22 protein-coding genes, 1 tRNA gene and 1 pseudogene are annotated in these 19,858 nt (G+C 57.5%); 6 read left to right on the top strand and 18 right to left on the bottom strand.

What is annotated here, in order from left to right:
• Nucleotides 1-61: 61 nt before the first annotated feature.
• Nucleotides 62-1,306, bottom strand: coding sequence for a VWA domain-containing protein (locus tag ACIONG_RS07680; RefSeq protein WP_401297875.1), 1,245 nt, complete (start codon nucleotides 1,304-1,306; stop codon nucleotides 62-64).
• Nucleotides 1,307-1,448: 142 nt separating this feature from the next.
• A complete protein-coding gene (locus ACIONG_RS07675; protein WP_401297872.1) occupies nucleotides 1,449-2,177 on the bottom strand; it encodes a class I SAM-dependent methyltransferase in 729 nt (242 codons plus the stop codon).
• Nucleotides 2,178-2,748: 571 nt separating this feature from the next.
• On the opposite strand from ACIONG_RS07675, the gene ACIONG_RS07670 reads away from it, so the two are divergent.
• Complete coding sequence (locus ACIONG_RS07670; RefSeq protein ID WP_315447827.1) at nucleotides 2,749-3,111, top strand: DUF6124 family protein; 363 nt, start codon at nucleotides 2,749-2,751, stop codon at nucleotides 3,109-3,111.
• Between the two features lie 87 nt (nucleotides 3,112-3,198).
• Here ACIONG_RS07670 and ACIONG_RS07665 read toward each other — a convergent pair whose 3' ends face one another.
• The 3 genes from ACIONG_RS07665 to ACIONG_RS07655 form a co-directional block, all read right to left on the bottom strand.
• Nucleotides 3,199-3,603 (bottom strand): type II toxin-antitoxin system HicB family antitoxin, encoded by a 405-nt coding sequence (locus ACIONG_RS07665; protein ID WP_315447886.1) that lies wholly within the window; start codon nucleotides 3,601-3,603, stop codon nucleotides 3,199-3,201.
• 212 nt (nucleotides 3,604-3,815) lie between these two features.
• Nucleotides 3,816-3,974, bottom strand: a complete 159-nt coding sequence (locus ACIONG_RS07660; RefSeq protein ID WP_315447825.1) for a hypothetical protein — start codon at nucleotides 3,972-3,974, stop codon at nucleotides 3,816-3,818.
• Nucleotides 3,971-4,192, bottom strand: coding sequence for a zeta toxin family protein (locus tag ACIONG_RS07655; RefSeq protein WP_401298019.1), 222 nt, complete (start codon nucleotides 4,190-4,192; stop codon nucleotides 3,971-3,973). Before ACIONG_RS07655 ends, ACIONG_RS07660 begins: the two co-directional genes overlap by 4 nt.
• Nucleotides 4,193-4,282: 90 nt before the next feature.
• Between ACIONG_RS07655 and ACIONG_RS07650 the strand changes: the two genes are divergently transcribed.
• Nucleotides 4,283-4,957, top strand: coding sequence for a hypothetical protein (locus ACIONG_RS07650; RefSeq protein WP_401297869.1), 675 nt, complete (start codon nucleotides 4,283-4,285; stop codon nucleotides 4,955-4,957).
• 125 nt (nucleotides 4,958-5,082) lie between these two features.
• On the opposite strand, the gene ACIONG_RS07645 is transcribed toward ACIONG_RS07650, so the two are convergent.
• Together ACIONG_RS07645 and ACIONG_RS07640 are read right to left on the bottom strand one after the other, a co-directional pair.
• Complete coding sequence (locus ACIONG_RS07645; protein ID WP_401298026.1) at nucleotides 5,083-5,241, bottom strand: hypothetical protein; 159 nt, start codon at nucleotides 5,239-5,241, stop codon at nucleotides 5,083-5,085.
• Between the two features lie 320 nt (nucleotides 5,242-5,561).
• Nucleotides 5,562-5,810 carry a CsbD family protein gene (locus ACIONG_RS07640; protein ID WP_123536273.1) on the bottom strand — a complete coding sequence of 83 codons (249 nt, stop codon included), beginning with the start codon at nucleotides 5,808-5,810 and terminating at the stop codon, nucleotides 5,562-5,564.
• 250 nt (nucleotides 5,811-6,060) lie between these two features.
• On the opposite strand from ACIONG_RS07640, the pseudogene ACIONG_RS07635 reads away from it, so the two are divergent.
• Nucleotides 6,061-6,873, top strand: a pseudogene (locus ACIONG_RS07635) (DUF1206 domain-containing protein).
• Nucleotides 6,874-7,112: 239 nt separating this feature from the next.
• On the opposite strand, the gene ACIONG_RS07630 reads toward ACIONG_RS07635, so the two are convergent.
• The 5 genes from ACIONG_RS07630 to ACIONG_RS07610 form a co-directional block, all read right to left on the bottom strand.
• Nucleotides 7,113-7,186: transfer RNA gene (locus ACIONG_RS07630), tRNA-Gly, on the bottom strand.
• Between the two features lie 158 nt (nucleotides 7,187-7,344).
• A complete protein-coding gene (locus ACIONG_RS07625; protein ID WP_103305581.1) occupies nucleotides 7,345-8,229 on the bottom strand; it encodes an alpha/beta fold hydrolase in 885 nt (294 codons plus the stop codon).
• 316 nt (nucleotides 8,230-8,545) lie between these two features.
• Complete coding sequence (locus ACIONG_RS07620) at nucleotides 8,546-9,238, bottom strand: pseudouridine synthase (protein WP_103305582.1); 693 nt, start codon at nucleotides 9,236-9,238, stop codon at nucleotides 8,546-8,548.
• 33 nt (nucleotides 9,239-9,271) lie between these two features.
• Nucleotides 9,272-9,502, bottom strand: coding sequence for a cysteine-rich CWC family protein (locus ACIONG_RS07615; protein ID WP_103305583.1), 231 nt, complete (start codon nucleotides 9,500-9,502; stop codon nucleotides 9,272-9,274).
• On the bottom strand, nucleotides 9,495-10,982 hold the full coding sequence (locus ACIONG_RS07610) for a diguanylate cyclase domain-containing protein (protein ID WP_401297863.1): 1,488 nt from the start codon (nucleotides 10,980-10,982) through the stop codon (nucleotides 9,495-9,497). The genes ACIONG_RS07615 and ACIONG_RS07610 overlap by 8 nt, the downstream gene beginning before the upstream one ends.
• A gap of 238 nt (nucleotides 10,983-11,220) precedes the next feature.
• On the opposite strand from ACIONG_RS07610, the gene ACIONG_RS07605 reads away from it, so the two are divergent.
• Together ACIONG_RS07605 and ACIONG_RS07600 are read left to right on the top strand one after the other, a co-directional pair.
• Nucleotides 11,221-11,484 (top strand): hypothetical protein, encoded by a 264-nt coding sequence (locus ACIONG_RS07605; RefSeq protein WP_401297860.1) that lies wholly within the window; start codon nucleotides 11,221-11,223, stop codon nucleotides 11,482-11,484.
• A gap of 178 nt (nucleotides 11,485-11,662) precedes the next feature.
• Nucleotides 11,663-12,070, top strand: a complete 408-nt coding sequence (locus ACIONG_RS07600; RefSeq protein WP_401297858.1) for a hypothetical protein — start codon at nucleotides 11,663-11,665, stop codon at nucleotides 12,068-12,070.
• A 65-nt stretch (nucleotides 12,071-12,135) separates the two neighbouring features.
• Here the strand turns inward: ACIONG_RS07600 and ACIONG_RS07595 are convergent, their stop codons facing one another.
• Entirely contained in the window at nucleotides 12,136-13,248 is a 1,113-nt protein-coding gene (locus ACIONG_RS07595) for an enoyl-CoA hydratase/isomerase family protein (RefSeq protein WP_401297856.1), read from the bottom strand.
• Nucleotides 13,249-13,380: 132 nt separating this feature from the next.
• Here ACIONG_RS07595 and ung point away from each other — a divergent pair, with 132 nt between their 5' ends.
• Entirely contained in the window at nucleotides 13,381-14,073 is a 693-nt protein-coding gene (gene ung, locus ACIONG_RS07590) for a uracil-DNA glycosylase (RefSeq protein WP_213027835.1), read from the top strand.
• A gap of 139 nt (nucleotides 14,074-14,212) precedes the next feature.
• On the opposite strand, the gene ACIONG_RS07585 is transcribed toward ung, so the two are convergent.
• The 5 genes from ACIONG_RS07585 to ACIONG_RS07565 form a co-directional block, all read right to left on the bottom strand.
• Nucleotides 14,213-15,247, bottom strand: coding sequence for an AbrB family transcriptional regulator (locus tag ACIONG_RS07585; RefSeq protein ID WP_401297853.1), 1,035 nt, complete (start codon nucleotides 15,245-15,247; stop codon nucleotides 14,213-14,215).
• Nucleotides 15,240-16,754 carry a tripartite tricarboxylate transporter permease gene (locus ACIONG_RS07580; protein ID WP_213027836.1) on the bottom strand — a complete coding sequence of 505 codons (1,515 nt, stop codon included), beginning with the start codon at nucleotides 16,752-16,754 and terminating at the stop codon, nucleotides 15,240-15,242. The genes ACIONG_RS07585 and ACIONG_RS07580 overlap by 8 nt, the downstream gene beginning before the upstream one ends.
• Before the next feature lies 1 nt (nucleotide 16,755).
• A complete protein-coding gene (locus ACIONG_RS07575; protein ID WP_103305590.1) occupies nucleotides 16,756-17,214 on the bottom strand; it encodes a tripartite tricarboxylate transporter TctB family protein in 459 nt (152 codons plus the stop codon).
• Between the two features lie 56 nt (nucleotides 17,215-17,270).
• Complete coding sequence (locus tag ACIONG_RS07570; protein WP_315447812.1) at nucleotides 17,271-18,248, bottom strand: tripartite tricarboxylate transporter substrate binding protein; 978 nt, start codon at nucleotides 18,246-18,248, stop codon at nucleotides 17,271-17,273.
• Nucleotides 18,249-18,357: 109 nt separating this feature from the next.
• Nucleotides 18,358-19,650, bottom strand: coding sequence for an OprD family porin (locus tag ACIONG_RS07565; RefSeq protein ID WP_103305592.1), 1,293 nt, complete (start codon nucleotides 19,648-19,650; stop codon nucleotides 18,358-18,360).
• Between the last annotated feature and the right edge of the window lie 208 nt (nucleotides 19,651-19,858).

Below are 19,858 nucleotides of genomic sequence, written 5' to 3'. Positions count from 1 at the left end.
AGGGGGCTTTTTCTTGTCCGTCGTTCAGGGCTTCAGCGATTGCCGCCGAGTTGCCAGCGAGTCAGCGAATGATGCCCTTGGCCCTGGCCTCTTTGAGCCAGATCGGGAATTCCGCCATCAACATGTCGTAGAGCTGCTCTTCAGAGATGTCGTGCAGATCGTCCAGAGCAAAGAAACCGCAGTTGTCTACTACGCGCCCCGTCAGGGTGTCGAGTTTCTCCAGAATGCCGTAGCCGTGGCCACCGAGTCCGACGAATTGCCAGAAGATCGGCAAGTTGGCCGCCTCGACCATCAGACGGGTAATCTTGGTGCTTTGGGACACGCCGCCGTCGCTGATGAACAGCACATACATCGGTGTACCGTCATTGCTTTGCTGAAACTGCTCGATGACCTTCTGGATGACTTTGGGCTCATCGTTGATGCGGCTGCCCAGCTCCCATTTTCTCCAGCCGCCATTGTCGGTATCGATGAAGGCTTTGTGATTGCTCAACGTCACTGGCGAGAGGCGCAAAGGCTTGGCGCCGAACGCCCAGCAATCGAGTTCGCCGTCCTCATCGAACGACACCGCCAGCGGCAGTAACCGGTCGACGACTTCCTGCACCCGCCCCTTGGCGTACTGATGGTTCATCGAGCCGGAAGCGTCGAGCACCAGCACCACCCGGGCCTTGGTCTGGGTGAGGTTGGCTTTCTCCAGGCTGATCTGCGCTTTCTTCGCCAGACTGACCAGATGCGGTGCGGCGTCGGCGATTTTTTTCTCGAGGGATATTTTCACCGGGGCTGGTGCAGGTGCAGGGCTTTCGGCCACTTCGCCACCAAAGTGGTTCACCAACGCATCCAGGCCTTGTGCGTACCCTTGCAGGTTCGAGAGCAGGCGCCACTCGCCGTTTTTGCGATACAACTCGGCCACCATGATGGCTTTTTCGGCGCTGAACGTTGCGCCGGAAAAAGCGCAGTGGGCGACGGCCTGGCCGGCAGGGTTAGACACCGTGAAGTGGCTGGCACCGATTGCGCTCATCGCCCCGGCACCGTCGATGGAGGCCGTGAACACCAAGCGGTCAATCGACGCTGGCAACTGCGCAAGGTTGATCTGAAAACGCCCCTGATCTTCGATTTTTACGCTGGCGCACGGCGTGGTCGGCTGGTTGAAAAAGACCATGTAGCGTTCGTCGGAAAGTTTGCCCTGCGCGTCGACGCCGAAGCAGACGAAATCGATCACATCGCTGGACTGGATCTGTACCGCGAGTGTGAGCGATTGCCCCTGAAGAATGTTTGAAAGAGGTAGTCGTTGTCCCTGGGTGATCTGCATCTTGCTTCCTTGAGTGGTGGGTACTGCCTCGACGCACGTTTGAGTGCGCCGGATATTCTGCTGCCCGATGGAAAAGCGGGCGATTGAATCGCCCGCGCATTATCACCCTAAAAACCGGGCTGGCCGGTCGAAAGATTTGGTCTCAGCGCTGCACCGCCACCAACATCATCATTGGCCTTTCGCGCTCTTCCGCCAGCGCCGGTTGTGCCGCCACTTCGGCATCGCTCGGGCCCCATTCGTTGAGATGACGAAGGGTGAAACCAGCAGCGATCAGCGAATTGAGCAACGTCCCGACCGTACGATGTTGCTTGATCACGCCGTCGGCCAGCCAGTTCGTCACCCGCTCGCCCTCCATCTGATAACTGTCCAGTGGCCAGCGCTTGTGCCCCTCGTTGTCGATCAGCCAGCCGGGATTGCGCGGCGCCATGAAGATCGGATGCTCGATAGAGAACACAAAGTGCGAACCCGGTTTCAGCGCGGCGTAGAGGTGGGCAAACAGCCCCGGCAGATCCTTGATGTAATGCAGCGCCAGAGAGCTGTAAGCCAGATCAAAACAGCAGGCGGGCAGGTCGAGCTGTTCAAGATCGGCGCGTTCGTAGCGGATGTTCGCCGCCGAGGTGGTTTCGCGCGCGCGCTCCAGCATCTTCTCCGAGACATCCAGCCCCAGCACGCTCGCCGCGCCATTCTCGATGGCCCAACGGCTGAACCAGCCATAACCGCAACCCAGATCCACCACGTTCAAGTCGTGCATGGACGGCAATAACGCCTTGAGCGCCGGCCACTCAGGCGCCGCGTCGAGGCCGCCGATGGAGCGGTTCATCTGGCTGTAGCCCTGGAAGAATTCGGGATCGTCGTAAATGTTTTGCGTCATGGTGAAGGCTCTTTTGAGTTCGATCATCAGCGGCAAAGTGGCCGCGATTGGAATCCCTCGAAAGTGATGGCGCGTATTCGTCGATGGCCGCGCAGGGGGAGGGTGGTGGCTGATGGGGAGATGCTAGTCGGTCGGGCGGGAGGTGAAAACCGGTGGAGTGTTGTGGATCTGTAATGTCGGGAAAATCGCTATGTGTTATCGCTGCGTAAACATCTTCCGAGTGAGGCGTTTAAAGGCGTGCAGTGTTACGTCCTGAAGCCTACAAATCCTTGCGCCGTTGCCTACCGCTACGCCAGAATCCGCCGGCTTGTGCGCTTTAGGGGCGGTCGGTAACTTGGTTCGCGTCACTGATTTCCAGTGATCGGGTTTAGTAGCCCGGCATCCTCAATCTAAATAGCTGCATGAGTACCACTCAGTCAGGCGAATGCTTGCACCTGATGGTGGCTGTGCGCATGGCGCCCTCGGGTGCGCCGGATTTGGATTGGGGTCCGGTCTACTAACTTGCGCACAGCTGCCACCCATCCGTTTAGTAGCGAGATCGGTTGCGGCCTTACTAAAAGGTCTCAATCCAATGTTCAAAGTAACGCCCAATCCGCCGGAAACCGATCCGGCCTCCCCCTACGAATCACCTGATTCAAAGAAATTCCACGAAGCCGCCGAGCGCGCCCTCGACCACTACCTCAGTCCGACCGCGCAGATCATGGGTTCCACCCGCGAACCCGAACCGATGTACCTCGCCAACCCTGCCTACGACACCGAATCCTTGCTGGCCAACGCCAGCGAAACCCTCGGCTCGGCCACCACCATGCTCAACAACTTCGCCGCACTGCTCGACACCTCACACCGCAAGACAGCGCTCGGCATTGCACAGGTCGTCATGTTGGGGGAGTTGGCGGTGAATCAGGCGCTGGATAAGGTTGTGCCGGCCGGGTAATCACAAAATCGTTGATGTGTAGCAGACACAAAAAAACCGGCCCTAAAGGCCGGTTTTTTTGTAGTTGCGCCTGCGGACATTCACGATTCAGGGCGCCAACATCCGCAACGCCGCCGAAGTCAAAAACGCCGAACGATTCTTCTCCTCCGGATGATGGTGAACGTGAAGATCAATGCGCTCCAGCAGGTAGCCCGGCAGCGTAATACTTACCTTCTGCGGACTCCCGAGGCACCGACCGACATCCGCATCCACCAACGCCCAAACGCAGCCTGCGTATTTCGGATTGGAAAAGTGAGTTCCGAGTTTGCCAGCGACCGGAATGGCTGAACCACTTTCCGCCAGAATTTCGATGTGGGCCTCTATGGCTGCTTTTGCCATCTCAATGGCATCCTCTTGATCCTCTCCTGCAGAAAAACACCCCGGCAGATCCGGCACTTCAACACCCCAGGCACATTCACCGTCACTGGCAGAGATCGCGATTGGATAGAGCATCTGGATAATCCCCTTGAGCACGCAGCGCTTCTTATCGTTAGAGAGAGCAAAGGGTAAAGGGGGATGGTGTATCTGCAACCAACGGTGTGTTTCTGAATCGTTCTGCAACGGGACAAACGGTTAAAAACCGGAATAGACAGTGGGGGGCGGTCAATACCTGAATGAAAAAGCCCGGCACTTTGCCGGGCTTTTTTTAAAATTCAGTGAGGTAATCACGCCTGCTTTTCACGCGCCGCCGACATCACTTCATTCTGTTTTTTGGTAGCTTCGGTGAGCACTTCACTGTAAACGCGCTTCTTCTCTTCCGATTTCGCATTCCGAATGAAGTCTGCGAATGAACTCGTGGACTCCTTTGTGGATCCGAATTTCATGGGGTTGCTCCGTCATTGATCCCAAGCATGACCATCAGGTCGTATCTCGTATGCCTCGGTCGAATCCTGCGTCCTTCGGCTTCCTCACGGGCTCTGACAAAGGACCATGCAAGTCTAGGATCTTGATAGACGTAGAGAATTTGCACGAATCTCCCTTTGTCTAGGCAGCGCTGCACATTTTTCCTAGCGATCTCTATATTGGAAAGCGTGCCGTCCAACAGGAAAGTGTTGTTGTGCAATGAATTTTACAAATGAAAAATGTAGAGATCCGCTAGGATCTAAGCAAGCATCATAACTGGGGAGTACCTATGAAAATTGTTGATTCGGTAGCTAAGGCACTTGCGGATTGGCAATTGGGCGATTTGGAACCTGCCATGATACATGCGTGCAATGCGATAGATGGTACTGCTAAAAAAGCTTATCCCGAAATAGAAGGAAGCAATCTGCGATTTACGACTTTAATCCGAGATAACTATTCAATACTTGGGCCGATGGCGATTGCCGGATTAGATTTGGATAAAACCCGATACAACGTAAAGTTGGACAAGCCTAAAGCTTCGGGGGGTAAGCCGGATATCGCAGATGTTATCTATGGTGTACATAGATGTAGCCATAATCATGGGCAGGACCTTCCAGATGGCTACGAACTCATCCCAGGGCTTAACGGCTGTCAGATAGATTTTGTTACAGGCAAGGTTAGGCTAAGTGAGAAGGTGATTTTTGGTTTGTTGGCAATTGCTGTCTTTTCACCAATTAATGCTAATCAGAAAACTTCCAATGGGTGTTTTCTGAAATTCAATGATCATGAGTTCCCGATTAACGATTGGTGGGGGCGGGCATCAGATTTTTTAGCAATAGTTGATAATGAGCCGTCTCCGGTTTTAACAATTTTTGAGTTCGGAGATGAAGCCAGCACACCGGTGAATAAGGCGCCGGAAATACACATTAAACTCTACGGTAAGGGAGTGAAGGAACCTGATTAGTTTTCCCTGAGCTATGTCACATTGTCGGGTAAGAAGCGGTAAACCAATCAAGCTAAGCTAGAAGGCAGGATCTGTAACGGATGAAAAAGACAAGGCGCCACCGGGCGCCTTTCTCATAAGTGATTTTAGATTCTGCACCACCAAGATTGCGCGTAGGCGCATCCGTCGATGAACTCAATGCCACTGAGGACAAAGCCTGTAACCGCTATTCCTGCCAACTTCGCGTCCAGCAGCTTCGGCAACGGAGCCGAGAAAAGGGGATCGTCGTAGATGTTTTGAGTCATGGGGGAGTGCTCTTTTGAGTTCGGTCGTCAGCGGCAAAGTGGCCGCGATGGGGTTCCCTCGAAAGTGATGACGCGTATTCGTCGATGGCCGCGCAGGGGGAGGGTGGTGGTCGATGGGGAAATGCTAGCGGGTCGGGTGGGAAGTGAGAACCGGGGGAGTGTTGGGGAACTGTAATGTCGGACGATTCGCCGGTTTTTTGCTAAGGGTGCGAGAGTTTACTGACATAGCTCGCACTCTCCTGATGGGCAACATCAGGGAGTACGAGAATGAGTAACGACACGGGTAAGTGTCCAATTCCGGGACGTACGCCCTGGTTGGCTCAGCGGCGCAGAAGGCGGTCTAGCACCAGCAGGGCGACTGCGCCGATTGCAAGTGCGGCAACTGGCTTTTCTTTGACGAACGTAGATACGCTGTCCAGGGTATCGCCATAGGTTTTGGTCAACTGACCAGCAGCCTGGCGCCCGGCGCCTTCAGCCTCCAGCGTCGAATCACCAATCAGTTTTCCGACCGCGCTCTGTGCCTTGCCGGCCAGCTTTTCTGCTACGCCTTCTACCTGTTCACTCTTCATGATTCATTCAACCTTCGTGTGTCAGTGGGGGAATCCGGTCAGCTCTATGCAAGTGATTAACCTGCAAGATATTAAGGGCGCGAGCCTGATGATTAGTTCAATGAAGATGAGCTTGAGGAGCTGTCCGCGAACAGTGACGTTCTTGCATGGCGATCTGCAGCAGTCATGGCCGTGAAGTGAGCGATTTTTGTAATAGAACCCCTCACAGCGAGAGGGGTCTGCTCTTGTATTACTTTTGGGAATAGATCCAATGTCCGCTCAACACAGCCTTGTAGTACTCGCTCGGGGAGGATATGCCGCTCGCGGAGTGCTTTATTTGATCATCGGTATCTTCGCATTGCTGGCCGCACAAGATTCGACAAAACCCAAAGACAGCCACAAGAGTCTGGAAGCCTTGCTAGGCCAGCCATTCGGGTATTTTTTAGTTGGCGTTGTGGTGGCGGGGCTGCTCGCATTTGCGGCTTGGCGTGTCCTGTAAGCTACGCGTGATGTCGATCATCACGGCAAAAAACTCAAAGGCCTGGTGATTCGCGCCGGCCTGTTTGCGGGAGGTTTGGTTAATGGTGCTCTGGCGTTCTTTGCATTGGGTCTGCTCATAAGCGGCATTCGAAGCTCAGGCAACTCCGCAGGGCAAACCAAAGATTGGCTGGCACATCTTTTGTCTTGGGAACACTCGAATTTGCTGGTGTACCTGATCGCTCTCGTTCCGCTTGGTGTTGGTATTGCTCACATCATCAAGGGATGGAAGGCGTCGTTCGAGAAATATTTTGAGGCCGACGAACACGTCATGCGCTACGTCCGTCCGGTGTCTCGGTTCGGTCTGATCGCCCGTGGAGTCGTGTTTATAGAAATTGCATTGCTGCTGGCAATCAGCGGTTCCACTTATCAAGCCATGGATCCACCCGGTATGAAGGAAGCCCTCGATGCGCTTCAGAACCTGCCTGCTGGCTGGCTGATTTTGATAGTGATGGCCTTTGGGTTGATTGCCTTCTCGGTTTACAGTTTCTCTGAAGCTTTCTGGCGCAAGATAAATATGGATGTGCCAGGAGTATCGCGAACATAGGTGTCGCAATAATCGCGATCATGGTCATAAGGTCATGTCTCGTATGCCAACCGGACGAAGTCTTATAGCGACCGAAGCGTAAAGAGGGCTGGCGAACCTGTAATCAACGGTGTTTCCTGATTGTTCTGCGCTGGCTAAGTATCCGCCCTCAAATCCCAGACACAAAAAAACCGGCCATCAAGGCCGGTTTTTTATTCCTGCATCCCCCGTCAAAAAACAACGTGAGACAAAAATTCGATTGGAGCGGGTGAAGGGAATCGAACCCTCGTTATCAGCTTGGGAAGCTGGAGTAATGCCATTATACGACACCCGCTCAGAGCGGCTGACTTTGTACCAGACTCGGCCACGGATTTGAAGTTTTCTTTTGTGCGCATGGCGTTACAACGTTGAAAACGGTCAATCGCGGGCAAGCGCTGCGGGCCTTGTAAACAATGTATTCAGCCCGGCAGCCTTGCTCGCGACGACGCTCTTTCAAATAGCCAATGCATGTTGATCCTGAACAAACGAGTATCGCGTGCGGCTCGCCTGCGGTGCCGGTTTCAAGAAGCCGAGCAGGGCGTTCTGGCTATCGCGGCACGCCGCTTTATGCTCCATGTCGAGGAAGTGCCCGGTAGCTTGCAGGGTGGTGAAGGTGCTCTGCGCTACGTGGTTGCCGAACAGGCGCGCATCCTCGGCGGCGGTGTATTCGTCCCATTCGCCGTTGAGAAACAGCACCGGTACGTTGATTCTCTTCGCCGCGTTCAAATAGCACTGGCGATCGCTGTGCAGCACGTCACTGATGTGGAAGTGCATCTGCCCGTATTCGTGCTCGGCCAGGCTGCTGACGTGGCGATAGTTGAAGCGTTTGAACAGCGACGGCAAGTGTTTGCCGATGGTGCTGTTGACCAGTTCACCGACCCGATCGCCGTCGCGCTGGCCAAGGTAATCGACGCCGCGTTCCAGGTAATCGAGCATGTGCGCGTTGATCACTGGCGAGAACGAGCTGATCACGGCTTTCTCGATGCGCCGTGGCTGGTGCGCGAGGGCCACGAGCGTCGCGGCGCCGCCCCAGGAGAACGACAACACGTGTTCGGCGGCGAAGTGGTCGATCAGCTCCAGCAGGATCTGCCCTTCGACTTCTTTCGTCAGATGTTTCTCGTGACGGTTGTGGGCTTTTGACCGGCCCGCGTAGGGCTGGTCGTAGCAGACCACGTTGAATTGCGGGTGCAGGTTCTTCACGGTTTGTGCAAACGACGCAGTCGTGGCCATCGAGCCGTTGACCAGGATGATGGTCTTTTCTGCGGCGTCTGCGCGATAGAACTCCGTGTAAACCCGATACTGACCCTGTATATCCAGCACAGCGATTTCTGGCCTCATGTCATAAGACTCCTGGCAAGCAAGCGGGTATGCGCGCAAAAAGAGATTGCACGAGCTTTGTGACAGGTAGGCATACGCCTGGAATTTGCTTGGCCCATGTCGATCCATGACAGCGGTCGACGGGTATTGTTATTGGCGGGCAGTCTGCCGGCTGAGGCGCAACCCAGAGGGCTGACGACCGGCAAAAAGTTTCTTGGATGTATGGTGTGACTCATCGGTCACAATTTGGCCGACGTCCTGATTCAAGCAGGGGGAGGAGGATCGCGCAAGTGCCTTTGGTAAATTGTTCGACAACTTCTGCTGAGCGGTCGCCGGCTTAGAACAAATGAATCTCTTCGGTGCGCAAAGCGCGGTACTCGCCCGGTTTTAGCGCGTGATCGAGCAGCAGCGGGCCCATGGATTCGCGGTGCAGGCGCAGCACTTTGTTGTTGAAGTGGCCAAACATGCGCTTCACCTGATGGTAGCGACCCTCGACGATACTCAGGCGCGCCGACCTCGGGCCGAGCAGTTCCAGATGTGCAGGCTGCGTGGTCAGGTCTTCGAAGGCGAAGTAGATGCCCTCGGCAAACGTCATCGCATACTCCGCGCCAATGTCCTGCTCGGTTTCGACGTAATAAACCTTTGGCAGTTTGGTTTGTGGCTGGGTCAGGCGCCGCGACCAGGTGCCGTCGTTGGTGATCAGCATTAAACCGGTGGTGTTGAAATCCAGACGTCCGGCAATGTGCAAGTCGTCCTTGTCCGGTTCATCGAGCAGGTCGAGCACGGTCGGATGTTGCGGATCGCGGGTGGCGCTGACGCATCCCGGCGGCTTGTGCAGCATGAAGTAGCGCGCCGGTTTGCCCAGTTGCAGCACCTCGTCGTCGACTTCGACGCGGCTGAATTCCAGCACTTCGCTGTGCGGATCCGTGACGACTTTTCCATCAACGCGTACGCGCTTTTCCACCAGCAACAGGCGAACCTGCTGACGGTTGTAGCGGGGCAAGTTGCTGAGGAAACGGTCGACGCGCATGTTCAGGTTTCAGTGGATGGCGGGGCGCGCATCTTACGGGATCGACGGCTTGGCCGCTTGCAGTTGCGCCTCGACCTGCGCGCAACGCGGGCACAGGCAGGACTTGTTCCGCAGTTCCGGCGGCAAGGCTTCGAGCACGGCCGCGTCGATGCTGACGCCGTAGCACCAGCATGCGCGGTCGGCGGTGCGCGGATCGGCCAGGCTGCAATCGTTGCGGGCGCCGCAGGCCGGGCAGAGTTCGGGTCTTTCGATGACGTCAGGCATAAGTCGAGTGAGGCATTTCCACGCAGGTGCGGTTGCGGCCGGTTTGTTTGGCCCGGTACATCGCATGATCGGCCCGCGACAGCAGGCTGTGCAAGGTGTCTTCGCGTTGCAGGGTGGTGGCGCCGATGCTCACGGTCAGATTCAGGCTGTGGCCGTTGTAGGGATATTCGTGCTGCTCGACATGCTGGCGGATTTTCTCGGCAATTTTCTGACCGGTGTCGCCGTCGGTATCCTTCAGCAAAACAATGAATTCCTCACCGCCCCAGCGGCAGACAATGTCGGCATGGCGCAGGCAACTTTGCAGGTCGCGGGCAAAACCGATCAGCACCTGATCACCGGCCATGTGCCCATAGGTGTCGTTCAACGCCTTGAAGTGATCGAGATCCAGCAACAGCGCGGTCAATGGCTTCGTTTCCCGTTGCGCTTCGTGCAGGGCTTGCACGGCGAGCAGATCGAAGCCACGGCGGTTCGGCAGCTCGGTGAGACTGTCGAGGGTGCCCTGGGCCTGGATCTTCGACTGAAATCGTTTGATCACCCGGTTGAGCAAGGCCAGCACAATCAACGTCACCAACAGGCAAATCAACAGATTCAGATACAGCGACTGACGGATCTCGCTCAGCGCGCCGTCCTCGCGTTTATCGACGAACAGGTACCAGTTCAACTCCGGAATAAACCTAACGTTGAGAAAATGCCCCTGGCCGTGAGCGGAGTATTCGTAGCTGCCGCTGTGTGGTTTCGGCAACTGACTGACCAGACTTCTCATGCTGTCGAGTTCGCCAAGGCTTTGCCCGCTATGCGCACCTTCTGGCCCGCCCTCGGCACCGGTCAGCACCAGTCGGCCGAAGGTGTCGACGAAGTACACGCTGCGTTGATAACGCTGTTGGTACTTGTCGATCAGCTTGATCACCGCATCTACGGTCAGACCCACGCCCGCCGCGCCGATAAAGCGGTTGTGGTAGTCGTAGACCTTGTAGTTGATGAAGAACGTCAGGTTGTCCTTGTTGGCCAGATCCGGGTCGACGTTGATCTCGTACGGATCTTTCATGTCGCGCACACGGAAGTACCAGGCATCGCGGGGTTCATCGACCTTGACCTGCTTGAGCACGCCTTTGGCGTGGTAGTAGGTGAGGGTGCTGTTGGAGACGAAGAACGCAGTGTAGGCGCCGTAATGGCTCATGACTTCGTCGAGGTAGCGGGTCATCTGCTCGGGATTCTGTTCGCCGTTCACCACCCAGTCGCGCATGAAGGTGTCGCGGGACATCATCGAGGAAATCAGGATCGGTCTGATCAGATCTTTCTGGATTTCCGAATAGACCGTGTCGGATGTCAGCGGCAGTTCGGTGTTAACGATGTTGTCGCGAATCGACGTGCGCGAAGCGTAGTAACTGAGCAGCGACGTGGCGAGAAAACCGGCGCCAAGCAGGGCAATCAGCGTCAGTACCAGTGAGCGTTGCGAGTACAGCGGAGAACGAAGCGGCATGGCAGTTCCGTTGGCAGTGGCCCGATGGCAAGCATTCTAGTGGCACTGCGCGGAAATAACTGCTCCATGCGCGGCGCGAATGGTCGCTTCTGTATTGGACATCAACCTGTGGTTTTCAGGGTTCCAGCACCACTGATCTGAAGCCGGACTGAACCGGGCACTTGATCGATCCGCGTCAGTCAAAAGCTGTATCGGCTGCTCTGTCCTGTTGCGGCTGTGGGTCTTTCAGGAGGCCGTCATGCAAATTTCGAAACTGTTGCGTCGAGCACTGCTTGGAGCCGTGCTCGGTCTGGGCTTGTCCGGTTGTTACTACTACGCCGGTCCCTACGATGCATATCCCGCCACGTATTACTCTCCCGGCTATTACTCGCCTTATTACTACGGCGGTTATTACGGCCCGCGCTATTACGGTGGCGCGCGTTATTACTATGGTGGTCGCGGCTATTACGGCGGTTACGGACGGGGTTATCACGGCGGCGGATACCACGGTGGGCACCACTAATCAGCTCCTGAATGACGGAGTTGGCGGATGAACAAGGTTTCATGAATCACTTGTTTCAACTTGTTTCAGAAACGCACCAGATTCTGAAAACGCTGTCAGATACTTCGTCAGTCACCGAATAAACGACTGACGCCTGCCAGCGTCGCTGGTGTGGCTACCCGCGGTCCAGGAGGCCGCCATGTATCGCCGAATTCTTCTGCTTGCCGTGATGTTTTTTTCCATTGGCGGATGCGTCCCTTATTCATACGGAGACAGCTACTACAGGTCAGAGGTCTATACCTCACCCGCGCCGGCGTACTACAACGGTGGCGGCACTTATTACAGCGGTGGCAGCACGTACTATTCGGCCCCGCGCTACTATCAGCCAGCCCCGCGTTACTACCAGCAACCGCGTTATTACCAACCGGCACCACGCTACTACCAGCCGGCTCCGCGCTACTACGAAAGCCGTCGTTGGCACGGCAATGATCGTGGCGGCTGGGACGGCCACCGTCGCGGCGGCTGGGACAACGATCACCGCGGTCGCGGCAACAACGACCGTCACAGTGGTCGCGGCGACCACAACGGACGTGGCAACCGCTGGTAATCCATCGCAAACGAAAAGCGGCGCATTGAGCGCCGCTTTTTTTGTGCCTGCTTTTTATTGGAGGGTCAGTATTGGCTCAGATCGGCCAACGGATGCCGCCCCTCCCAGACCTTGTGAAAATGCGCCTCGACCACCGCATCCGGCACACTGCTGACGTCCGGCCAATGCCAGTGCGGCTTTTGATCCTTGTCGATCAGCCGCGCGCGAACCCCTTCGCTGAACTCCGGGTGCCGGCAGCAATTAAGGCTCAGGGTGTATTCCATCTGGAAAACTTCGGCCAGCGACATATGTCGCGCACGGGCGATCTGCTCCCACACCAGATGCGCGGTCAGGGGTGAACCTTCGCTCAGGTTTTTTGCCGCTCGAGCGATCAGCGCGTCGCTGCTGTCACGTTGCAGGCTGATGGCTTTCCAGGCACAACTCACGTCGCTGACGTCGAGCAGTTCGTCGATCTGCCGACGCCGTGGCAGCCACTGCGGCTCGGGCATCTGCGCCAGCGCTTCCTGCTGCAGGGCCTTGAACAGACTGTTGAGCTGCATGGCGGTCTGTTCCTGCCAGTTGAGTTGCAACAGGCCTTCGATCAGTTCTGGCTGCTGCTCGTCGAGCAGGAAACGGTCGGCCAGATCCAGATCAAGCGCATCGCGGCCGTTCATGTGCGCGCCGGTCAGGCCAAGGAACAAGCCGAGCTTGCCCGGCAGCCGCGCCAGAAACCAGCTGGCGCCAACATCCGGATACAGACCAATGGTGATTTCCGGCATCGCCAAACGGCTGCTCGGCGTGACAATCCGCGTGCTCGCCCCTTGCAACAAACCCATGCCGCCGCCCAGCACGTAGCCGTGGCCCCAGCAGATCAACGGTTTCGGGTAGGTGTGCAGACTGTAGTCCAAGCGGTATTCCGCAGCGAAAAATTGCGCGGCCAGCGGCGGTACTTCGCCGGGATGGGCGCGACAGGCTTCGACCAGGCTGCGCACTTCACCGCCAGCGCAAAAGGCTTTGGCGCCATTGCCGCGCAGCAATACGCAGACAATTTGTGGATCCTTGGCCCAGGCATTCAACTTGTCGCTGAGGGCGTTGATCATCGGCAGAGACAGCGCGTTCAGCGATTTTTCAGCGTCCAGGCTGGCGATACCGAGGCGGGCGCCGTCGGTGCCGGAGAGTTCTTCGAAGTGCAGATTCATCGTGACCTCGATCGGGAATTTGAACGATCAGTATGATCGCTGTGTGGGAAAGTGCCTGATGTGCATCAGATCAATTGACAAGCGTGGTCGGCTTTCCTAGGGTTCGCCCCATTGTTTTTGCCGGATATGACCATGACTGCTGACGACCGTATCAAACTCGAACCGAGCTGGAAGGAGGCACTGCGTGCTGAATTCGACCAGCCCTACATGGCAGAGTTGCGCAACTTTCTGCAGCAGGAGCGGGCGGCCGGCAAGGAAATCTATCCGCCGGGTCCGCTGATTTTCAATGCGCTGAATTCGACGCCGCTGGATAAAGTGAAAGTGGTGATCCTCGGTCAGGATCCGTATCACGGCCCGGGACAGGCCCATGGTTTGTGCTTCTCGGTGCAGCCGGGCGTGCCGGCGCCGCCGTCGTTGGTCAACATCTATAAAGAGTTGAAACGCGATCTGAACATCGACATCCCGAACCACGGTTATCTGCAGAGCTGGGCCGATCAGGGCGTGTTGATGCTCAACACCACCATGACCGTCGAGCGCGCCACCGCCAACGCACACAAGGACAAGGGCTGGCAGTTTTTCACCGATCGGATCATTGAACTGGTCAGCGAGCGCCAGCCGCATCTGGTGTTCATGCTTTGGGGCGCGCATGCGCAGAGCAAACAGAAACTGATAGACGCGACCAAGCATCTGGTGCTGACCTCGGTGCATCCGTCGCCACTGTCGGCGTATCGCGGATTTTTGGGCTGCGGGCACTTTAGCCGGACCAACAAGTTTCTTGAGCAGAATGGCGAAACGCCGATCGAGTGGCGTTTGCCGCCGGTTTGATGTCGGCCTGAGGGGCCCCATCGCTGGCAAGTCGAGTCGTCGCACCGCAGCTCCCACAGGTTTTTGTGGGTGCCACAATTATGTGTACACCTCAGAACCCTGTGGGAGCTGGCTTGCCAGCGATAAAGTCGACTCGGTGTTACTCGGGATTACGATTCCAGTATTTGAACAACGGCTCCGCCAGAAACAGCACAAACAACAGCCGCATCACCTGCATCGCCGTCACCAGCGGCACCGACAGTTGCAGGGTCTCCGCCGTCAAACTCATTTCGGCAATCCCGCCGGGCATCATGCCCAGCGTCAGTGAGCGCAGATCCAGATGGGTCAAGGCACTCAAGCCCAACGCCGCCAATGTGGCGATCAACATGATCAGCGCCGTGCCGATCAACGTGCGGCCCATGAACGACGGCGCACGCCGAAAAAACTGTCGATTGAAGTGGCAACCCAGGCCGCTGCCGATCAACCACTGGCCAATCTGACTGCCACCATTGGGCAAACCGATGTGCAGATCCCAACCGATGCTCACCGCTGCACTCACCAGCAACGGTCCGAACAGCCATGGATTGGGTTGACGCAAACGCTGCCAGAGCCAAGCAAGCAGACCACCTGCCGGAAACAGGATCGCCAGCCAGCGCCAATCGACACTGCCAGCGTGAGCAATCGGCGTGCCGTCACCGAGCAGATATTTGAACGCAGCCGGCACACACAACACCACCACCAACACCCGCAGACTTTGCCCTGCCGCAACGTGGCTGAGCATCGCCCCGTTGCGTGCACCGAGGTTGACCATCTCGCCGGAACCACCAGGCATGCTGGAAAAGAAGGCGGTGGCGCGATCCTCCCCGGTGCGGCGCATCAACCACACGCCAACCACCGCCGACACGCTGGTCACCAGCGCACCGAAAAAGATCAAACCGAAATGACTGAGCACCTGCTCCATCACCACCGGAGTGAAGTGCAGGCCGATGCCGATCCCGACAATCCACTGGCCGCACTTGCGGCCGCCGGGGATTTCCGTGAGTTGCCACGGCGTCAGGCAGCGCACGAGGATGATCGCCAGCAACGAGCCGACCATCCACGGCAGTGGCCAGCCGATCTGGCTGGCGAGGTAACCGCCAAGCAGACCGACCAGCGGGGTTCCCCACCAGGATTTCAGTGAGGCGCGATCAAACATCGGCGATGGCGCGACGCGCGACCGAACGCTTGCGCCAGATGCGCAGCAGCGGCATCAGCAACATGATCGCGGTCAGTACCCAGACACCGAAGGTGATCGGGCTCGACCAGAGGATTTCCAGCGCTCCGTTGGAAATCGACAACGCACGACGCAGGTTCTGCTCCATCAGACCGCCGAGGATGAAGCCCAGCAGGACCGGCGACAACGGGAAGTCGAGCTTGCGCAGGATGTAACCGAAAATGCCGATACCGACCATCAGGAACAGGTCGAACGTGGTCGCGTGCACCGCGTAGACGCCGATCCCGGTGATGATCGCGATCACCGGCACCAGTGCCCAGTTCGGCACCGCAAGGATGCGGGTGAAGATGCGGATCATCGGGATGTTGAGGATCACCAGCATGATGTTGGCGATGAACAACGAAGCGATGAGGCCCCAGACGATGTCCGGTTGTTGCTGGAACAGCAGCGGACCTGGAGTGATGTTGTACAGCGACAGCGCGCCGATCATCACCGCCGTGGTGCCCGAGCCGGGAACGCCAAGGGTCAGCATCGGCACCAGCGCGCCACAGGCCGAAGCGCCAATCGCAGTTTCCGGCGCGGCGAGGCCACGGGCATCGCCTTCACCGAACTTGCCGCTGGCACCAGCGATACGCTTCTCGGTCATGTAGGCCACGGCACTGGCCAATGTGGCGCCGGCACCCGGCAATACGCCCATGATGAAACCGAGCAGGCCGCAACGGATGTTCACCACGAACACCGAAGACGCTTCCTTGAAGTTGAACATCATCCGCCCGGTGGCTTTCACTGCTTCCTGGCCGCGATGGGTTTTCTCCAGCAGCAACAGAATCTCGCTGATCGAGAACAAGCCCAACACCAGCACCACGAATTGAATGCCGTCGGTCAGGTGAATGTTGTCGCCAGTGAAGCGGTACACGCCGCTGTTGGCGTCGATGCCGACGCTCGACAGGAATAGACCGATCAACGCCGCAATAAACGTCTTCAGCGGTCGATCACCGGCCATGCCGCCCAGGCAGACAATCGCAAACACCATCAACACGAAGTATTCCGCCGGCCCAAAGGCAATCGCCCATTTCGCCAGCAACGGCGCGAACAGCACCATGCCGCAGGTGGCGATGAACGCACCGATAAACGAACTCCACGCCGACAGCGACAGCGCCACACCGGCCAGACCTTTGCGGGCCATCGGGTAACCGTCGAGGGTGGTCATTACGGTCGATGCTTCGCCGGGAATGTTCAGCAGGATCGAGCTGATCCGTCCGCCGTATTCGCAGCCCAGATACACCGCTGCCAATAGAATCAACGCCGACTCCGGCGGCAGGCCGAGGGCAAAAGCAATCGGAATCAGCAGTGCCACGCCGTTGATCGGGCCAAGGCCCGGCAGCAAGCCGACGACGGTGCCGATCAGTGTGCCGGTCAGGGCCGTGACCAGGTTGTACGGGCTCAGCGCGACGCCGAAGCCCTGCCCCAAATAACCGAGGGTATCCATATCAGTTCTCCAGCACGTCGAGCAGGCCAAGGGGCAGCGGAACGTCCATCACACGGTCGAACAGCAGGTACAGACCGATGGCCATCAGCGTGGTCACCACCACGCTCGGCCACCAACGACCGCCATACAGGCGCGCCATCGGAATGCCGATCAGGATGCTGCTGAGGATGAAACCCAACGGTTCGAACAAACCGGCGAACACCAGCAACAAGGCGACGCAGATGGCAATCTTGGTCAGGGTTTCGCGATCCAGCGGTGGATCTTCATCGCTGTGTTTGATCGGTGCCGGGCGGAACACCATGTACAGCAGCGCCGCGCCCATCAGGCCGAGCATCAGCAAAGGGAAGGCGCGCGGGCCCACCGGTTCGTAGGAAAAAGCCGCTTGATACGGCCACGCCATCAGGGCCAGGCCGGCGCAAACCAGCAACAGCACTGAAGCGAAAATGCGTTGAATAAGCATGGGAGCTCCTGTGCCGCGTCCCCGCAATCGGGAACGCAGCCGCTAGACAGAGGCGATCACTGGATCAGGCCGAACTCTTTGGCCAGCACTTTGTAGTCCGCAACCTGCTTCTTCACGTAGGTGTCGAGTTCCGGACCGGTCATGGCAAACGGGAACAGTTCACGCTGATCGCGCAGCTTGGCGAACTCGTCGGAGGCCAACAGTTTGTCGAACGAGTCTTTCCACCAGGCGTAGTCTTCATCGCTGACTTTTGGCCCGAGGTAGAAGCCGCGCACCACTGGCCAGACGATGTCGTAGCCTTGCTCGCGAGCGGTCGGGATGTCTTTCATTTCCGGCTCGTCGAGACGCTTGTCGGCGAACACTGCGAGCAGACGCATATCGCCGCTCTGGATGTGCGGCATGGAGTCGGAGATGTCGGTGCTGCCGACCTGGATGTGGCCGCCGAGCAGGGCGGTGGCGATTTCGCCGCCACCTTCGAGGGCGACGTAACGCAGGTCACGCGGGTTGATCCCGGCAGCCTTGGCGATCAGAGCGGTTTGCATCCAGTCCTGGCTGCCGACTGTGCCGCCGGAACCAATGACCACGGAGCTCGGATCTTTCTTCAATGCCTGAACGAGATCGTCGAGGGTCTTGTAGGGCGAATCGCTTTTCACCGCGATGGCACCGTAGCTGGTGCCGACGGCCGCGAGCCAGCGCACATTGGTTTCATCGAAACGGCCGAACTTGCCTTGGGCCAGGTTCAGCAACGAACCGCTGGACCACGCCACCAGCGTGCCGGCATCGGCCGGACGTTGCGCGACCACGGCGTTGTACGCCACCGCACCAACGCCGCCGGGCATGTAGGTGACGCGCATCGGTTTACTCAGCAGTTTTTCGTTGACCAGCGCGCTCTGCACCAGTTTGCAGGTCAGATCGAAACCGCCGCCCGGCGAGGCCGGGGCGATGCATTCCGGACGTTTCGGTTCGGCCATGAGTTGGCCGGCAACCAGCACCGTGCCGATAGCTAAAGCAACTTTACGCAGTGACAAATTCATTGGTCTCTCCACAGGTTTTTTTGTTGTAGGGGATTCTTTGTAGGAGTTGCCGAAGGCTCGGATCGCGATCGGACGATCTTTTGATCTTCATCTTCGACATTTCAATCAATTACCAAAGCGCAACGCTATAGCTCACCAGCAACCGCACTTCATCAGCATCGCGAGCGGAGTAATTCGAGCGGTAAGTGGCATTACGCAAACGCACGGCGACATCCTTCAAGGCGCCGCTTTGTACTACATATTTGATCTCGGTGTTGCGCTCCCACTCTTTGCCTTCTTCACCGTTCTTGAGCTTGATGTTGTCACCGCTCAAGTAACGGCTCATGAAGCTCAGGCCGGGGATGCCGAGTTTGGCGAAGTCGAAGTCGTAACGTGCTTGCCAGGAGCGTTCTTCGGCGCCGGCGAAGTCGTTGATCTGCACGAAGTTGACCAGGTACGGGTCGCTGCCATCGACATACGGGAATGCGCTGTCGCCGGACATGTGCTGATAACCGGCGCTGAACTTGTGGCCGCTCAAGGCATAACTGACCAGACCGTTGAGCGAGCGGTTGTCGATTTCGCCGCCACGCGCCGCGCCTTGATCGTCACTGACGGCAAAACGCAGGTCGGTGGCAAATGTGCCCGGGCCCATCGGGCGCGAGGCGACCAGACCGAAGAAGTGCTGGTTGTAGACTTCGTCGAGTTGCGCGAAGTGGTAACTGCCGGTGATCTTGTCAGTGAACTTGTAGTCCACACCGCCGAAATCGAAGTGCTTGCCGGCAGCGGTGCCGGCAAAACGGCTGTTCTTGTTGTTGAGGGCGATGTCCTCGAAATCGGTGCTGTCGCGATCCTTGGCTTTCTCCAGGCGTCCGCCGGTGAAGGTCAGGTTTTTGATTTCTTTGGACGTCAGCAATCCGCCTTCAAAGGTCTGCGGCAGGATGCGTCCGTCGTTAGGCTTGAGGATCGGCAGTTCGGGGATCAGGCTGCCGATTTTCAGTTCTGTGGCGGAGATTTTCACTTTGCCGGTCAGGCCGACCTTGGAGTACTCGTCAGCCGCGCGCCCGTCGTCGTGGGTCGGCAACAGGCCGGTGCCGGTACGGTCCGGGCTCGAATCGAGCTTGACCCCAAGCATGCCCAACGCATCGACACCGAACCCCACGGTGCCGTCGGTGTAACCCGATTGCAGATTGAGCATGAAGCCTTGTGCCCATTCGTCACGCTTGGATTGCTGGGCGCTGGTGCCATCGCGAAAGTCGCGGTTGAAATACATGTTGCGGGTTTCGAAGGTGGCGCTGCTGTCTTCAATGAAGTCGGCAAAACTCAACGGCGAAAAACCGGCGAGGGCGGCGGCGCTGGCGAGGGTGGCGTGGCTGAAACGGGAAGGGCGAACGGGCATGAGAGCCCGGGTCTGCATGGACGGCATGCGGGTGTACTCCGTTTATTGTTCTTATTGGTCGAAAACGCTTCGTGGCGTTTTTCGTCACGCTGTGTGGCAGCAGCGACGGCAGTCGAAACTGTCCGTAAACCGACTCTAACGGCCCAACCTTTCGCTAACCTTTCAGCTGACTTTCACGGTTTTCGGGCTTCACAGCGGCGGTTGCGGCTGTAAACTCCGCGACAAAGAGTGGCGC

Origin of the sequence: Pseudomonas sp. NPDC087817 (genome assembly GCF_044742875.1) — a bacterium.
Lineage (GTDB): Bacteria > Pseudomonadota > Gammaproteobacteria > Pseudomonadales > Pseudomonadaceae > Aquipseudomonas.
This window is presented reverse-complemented; position numbering and strand designations above follow the sequence as displayed.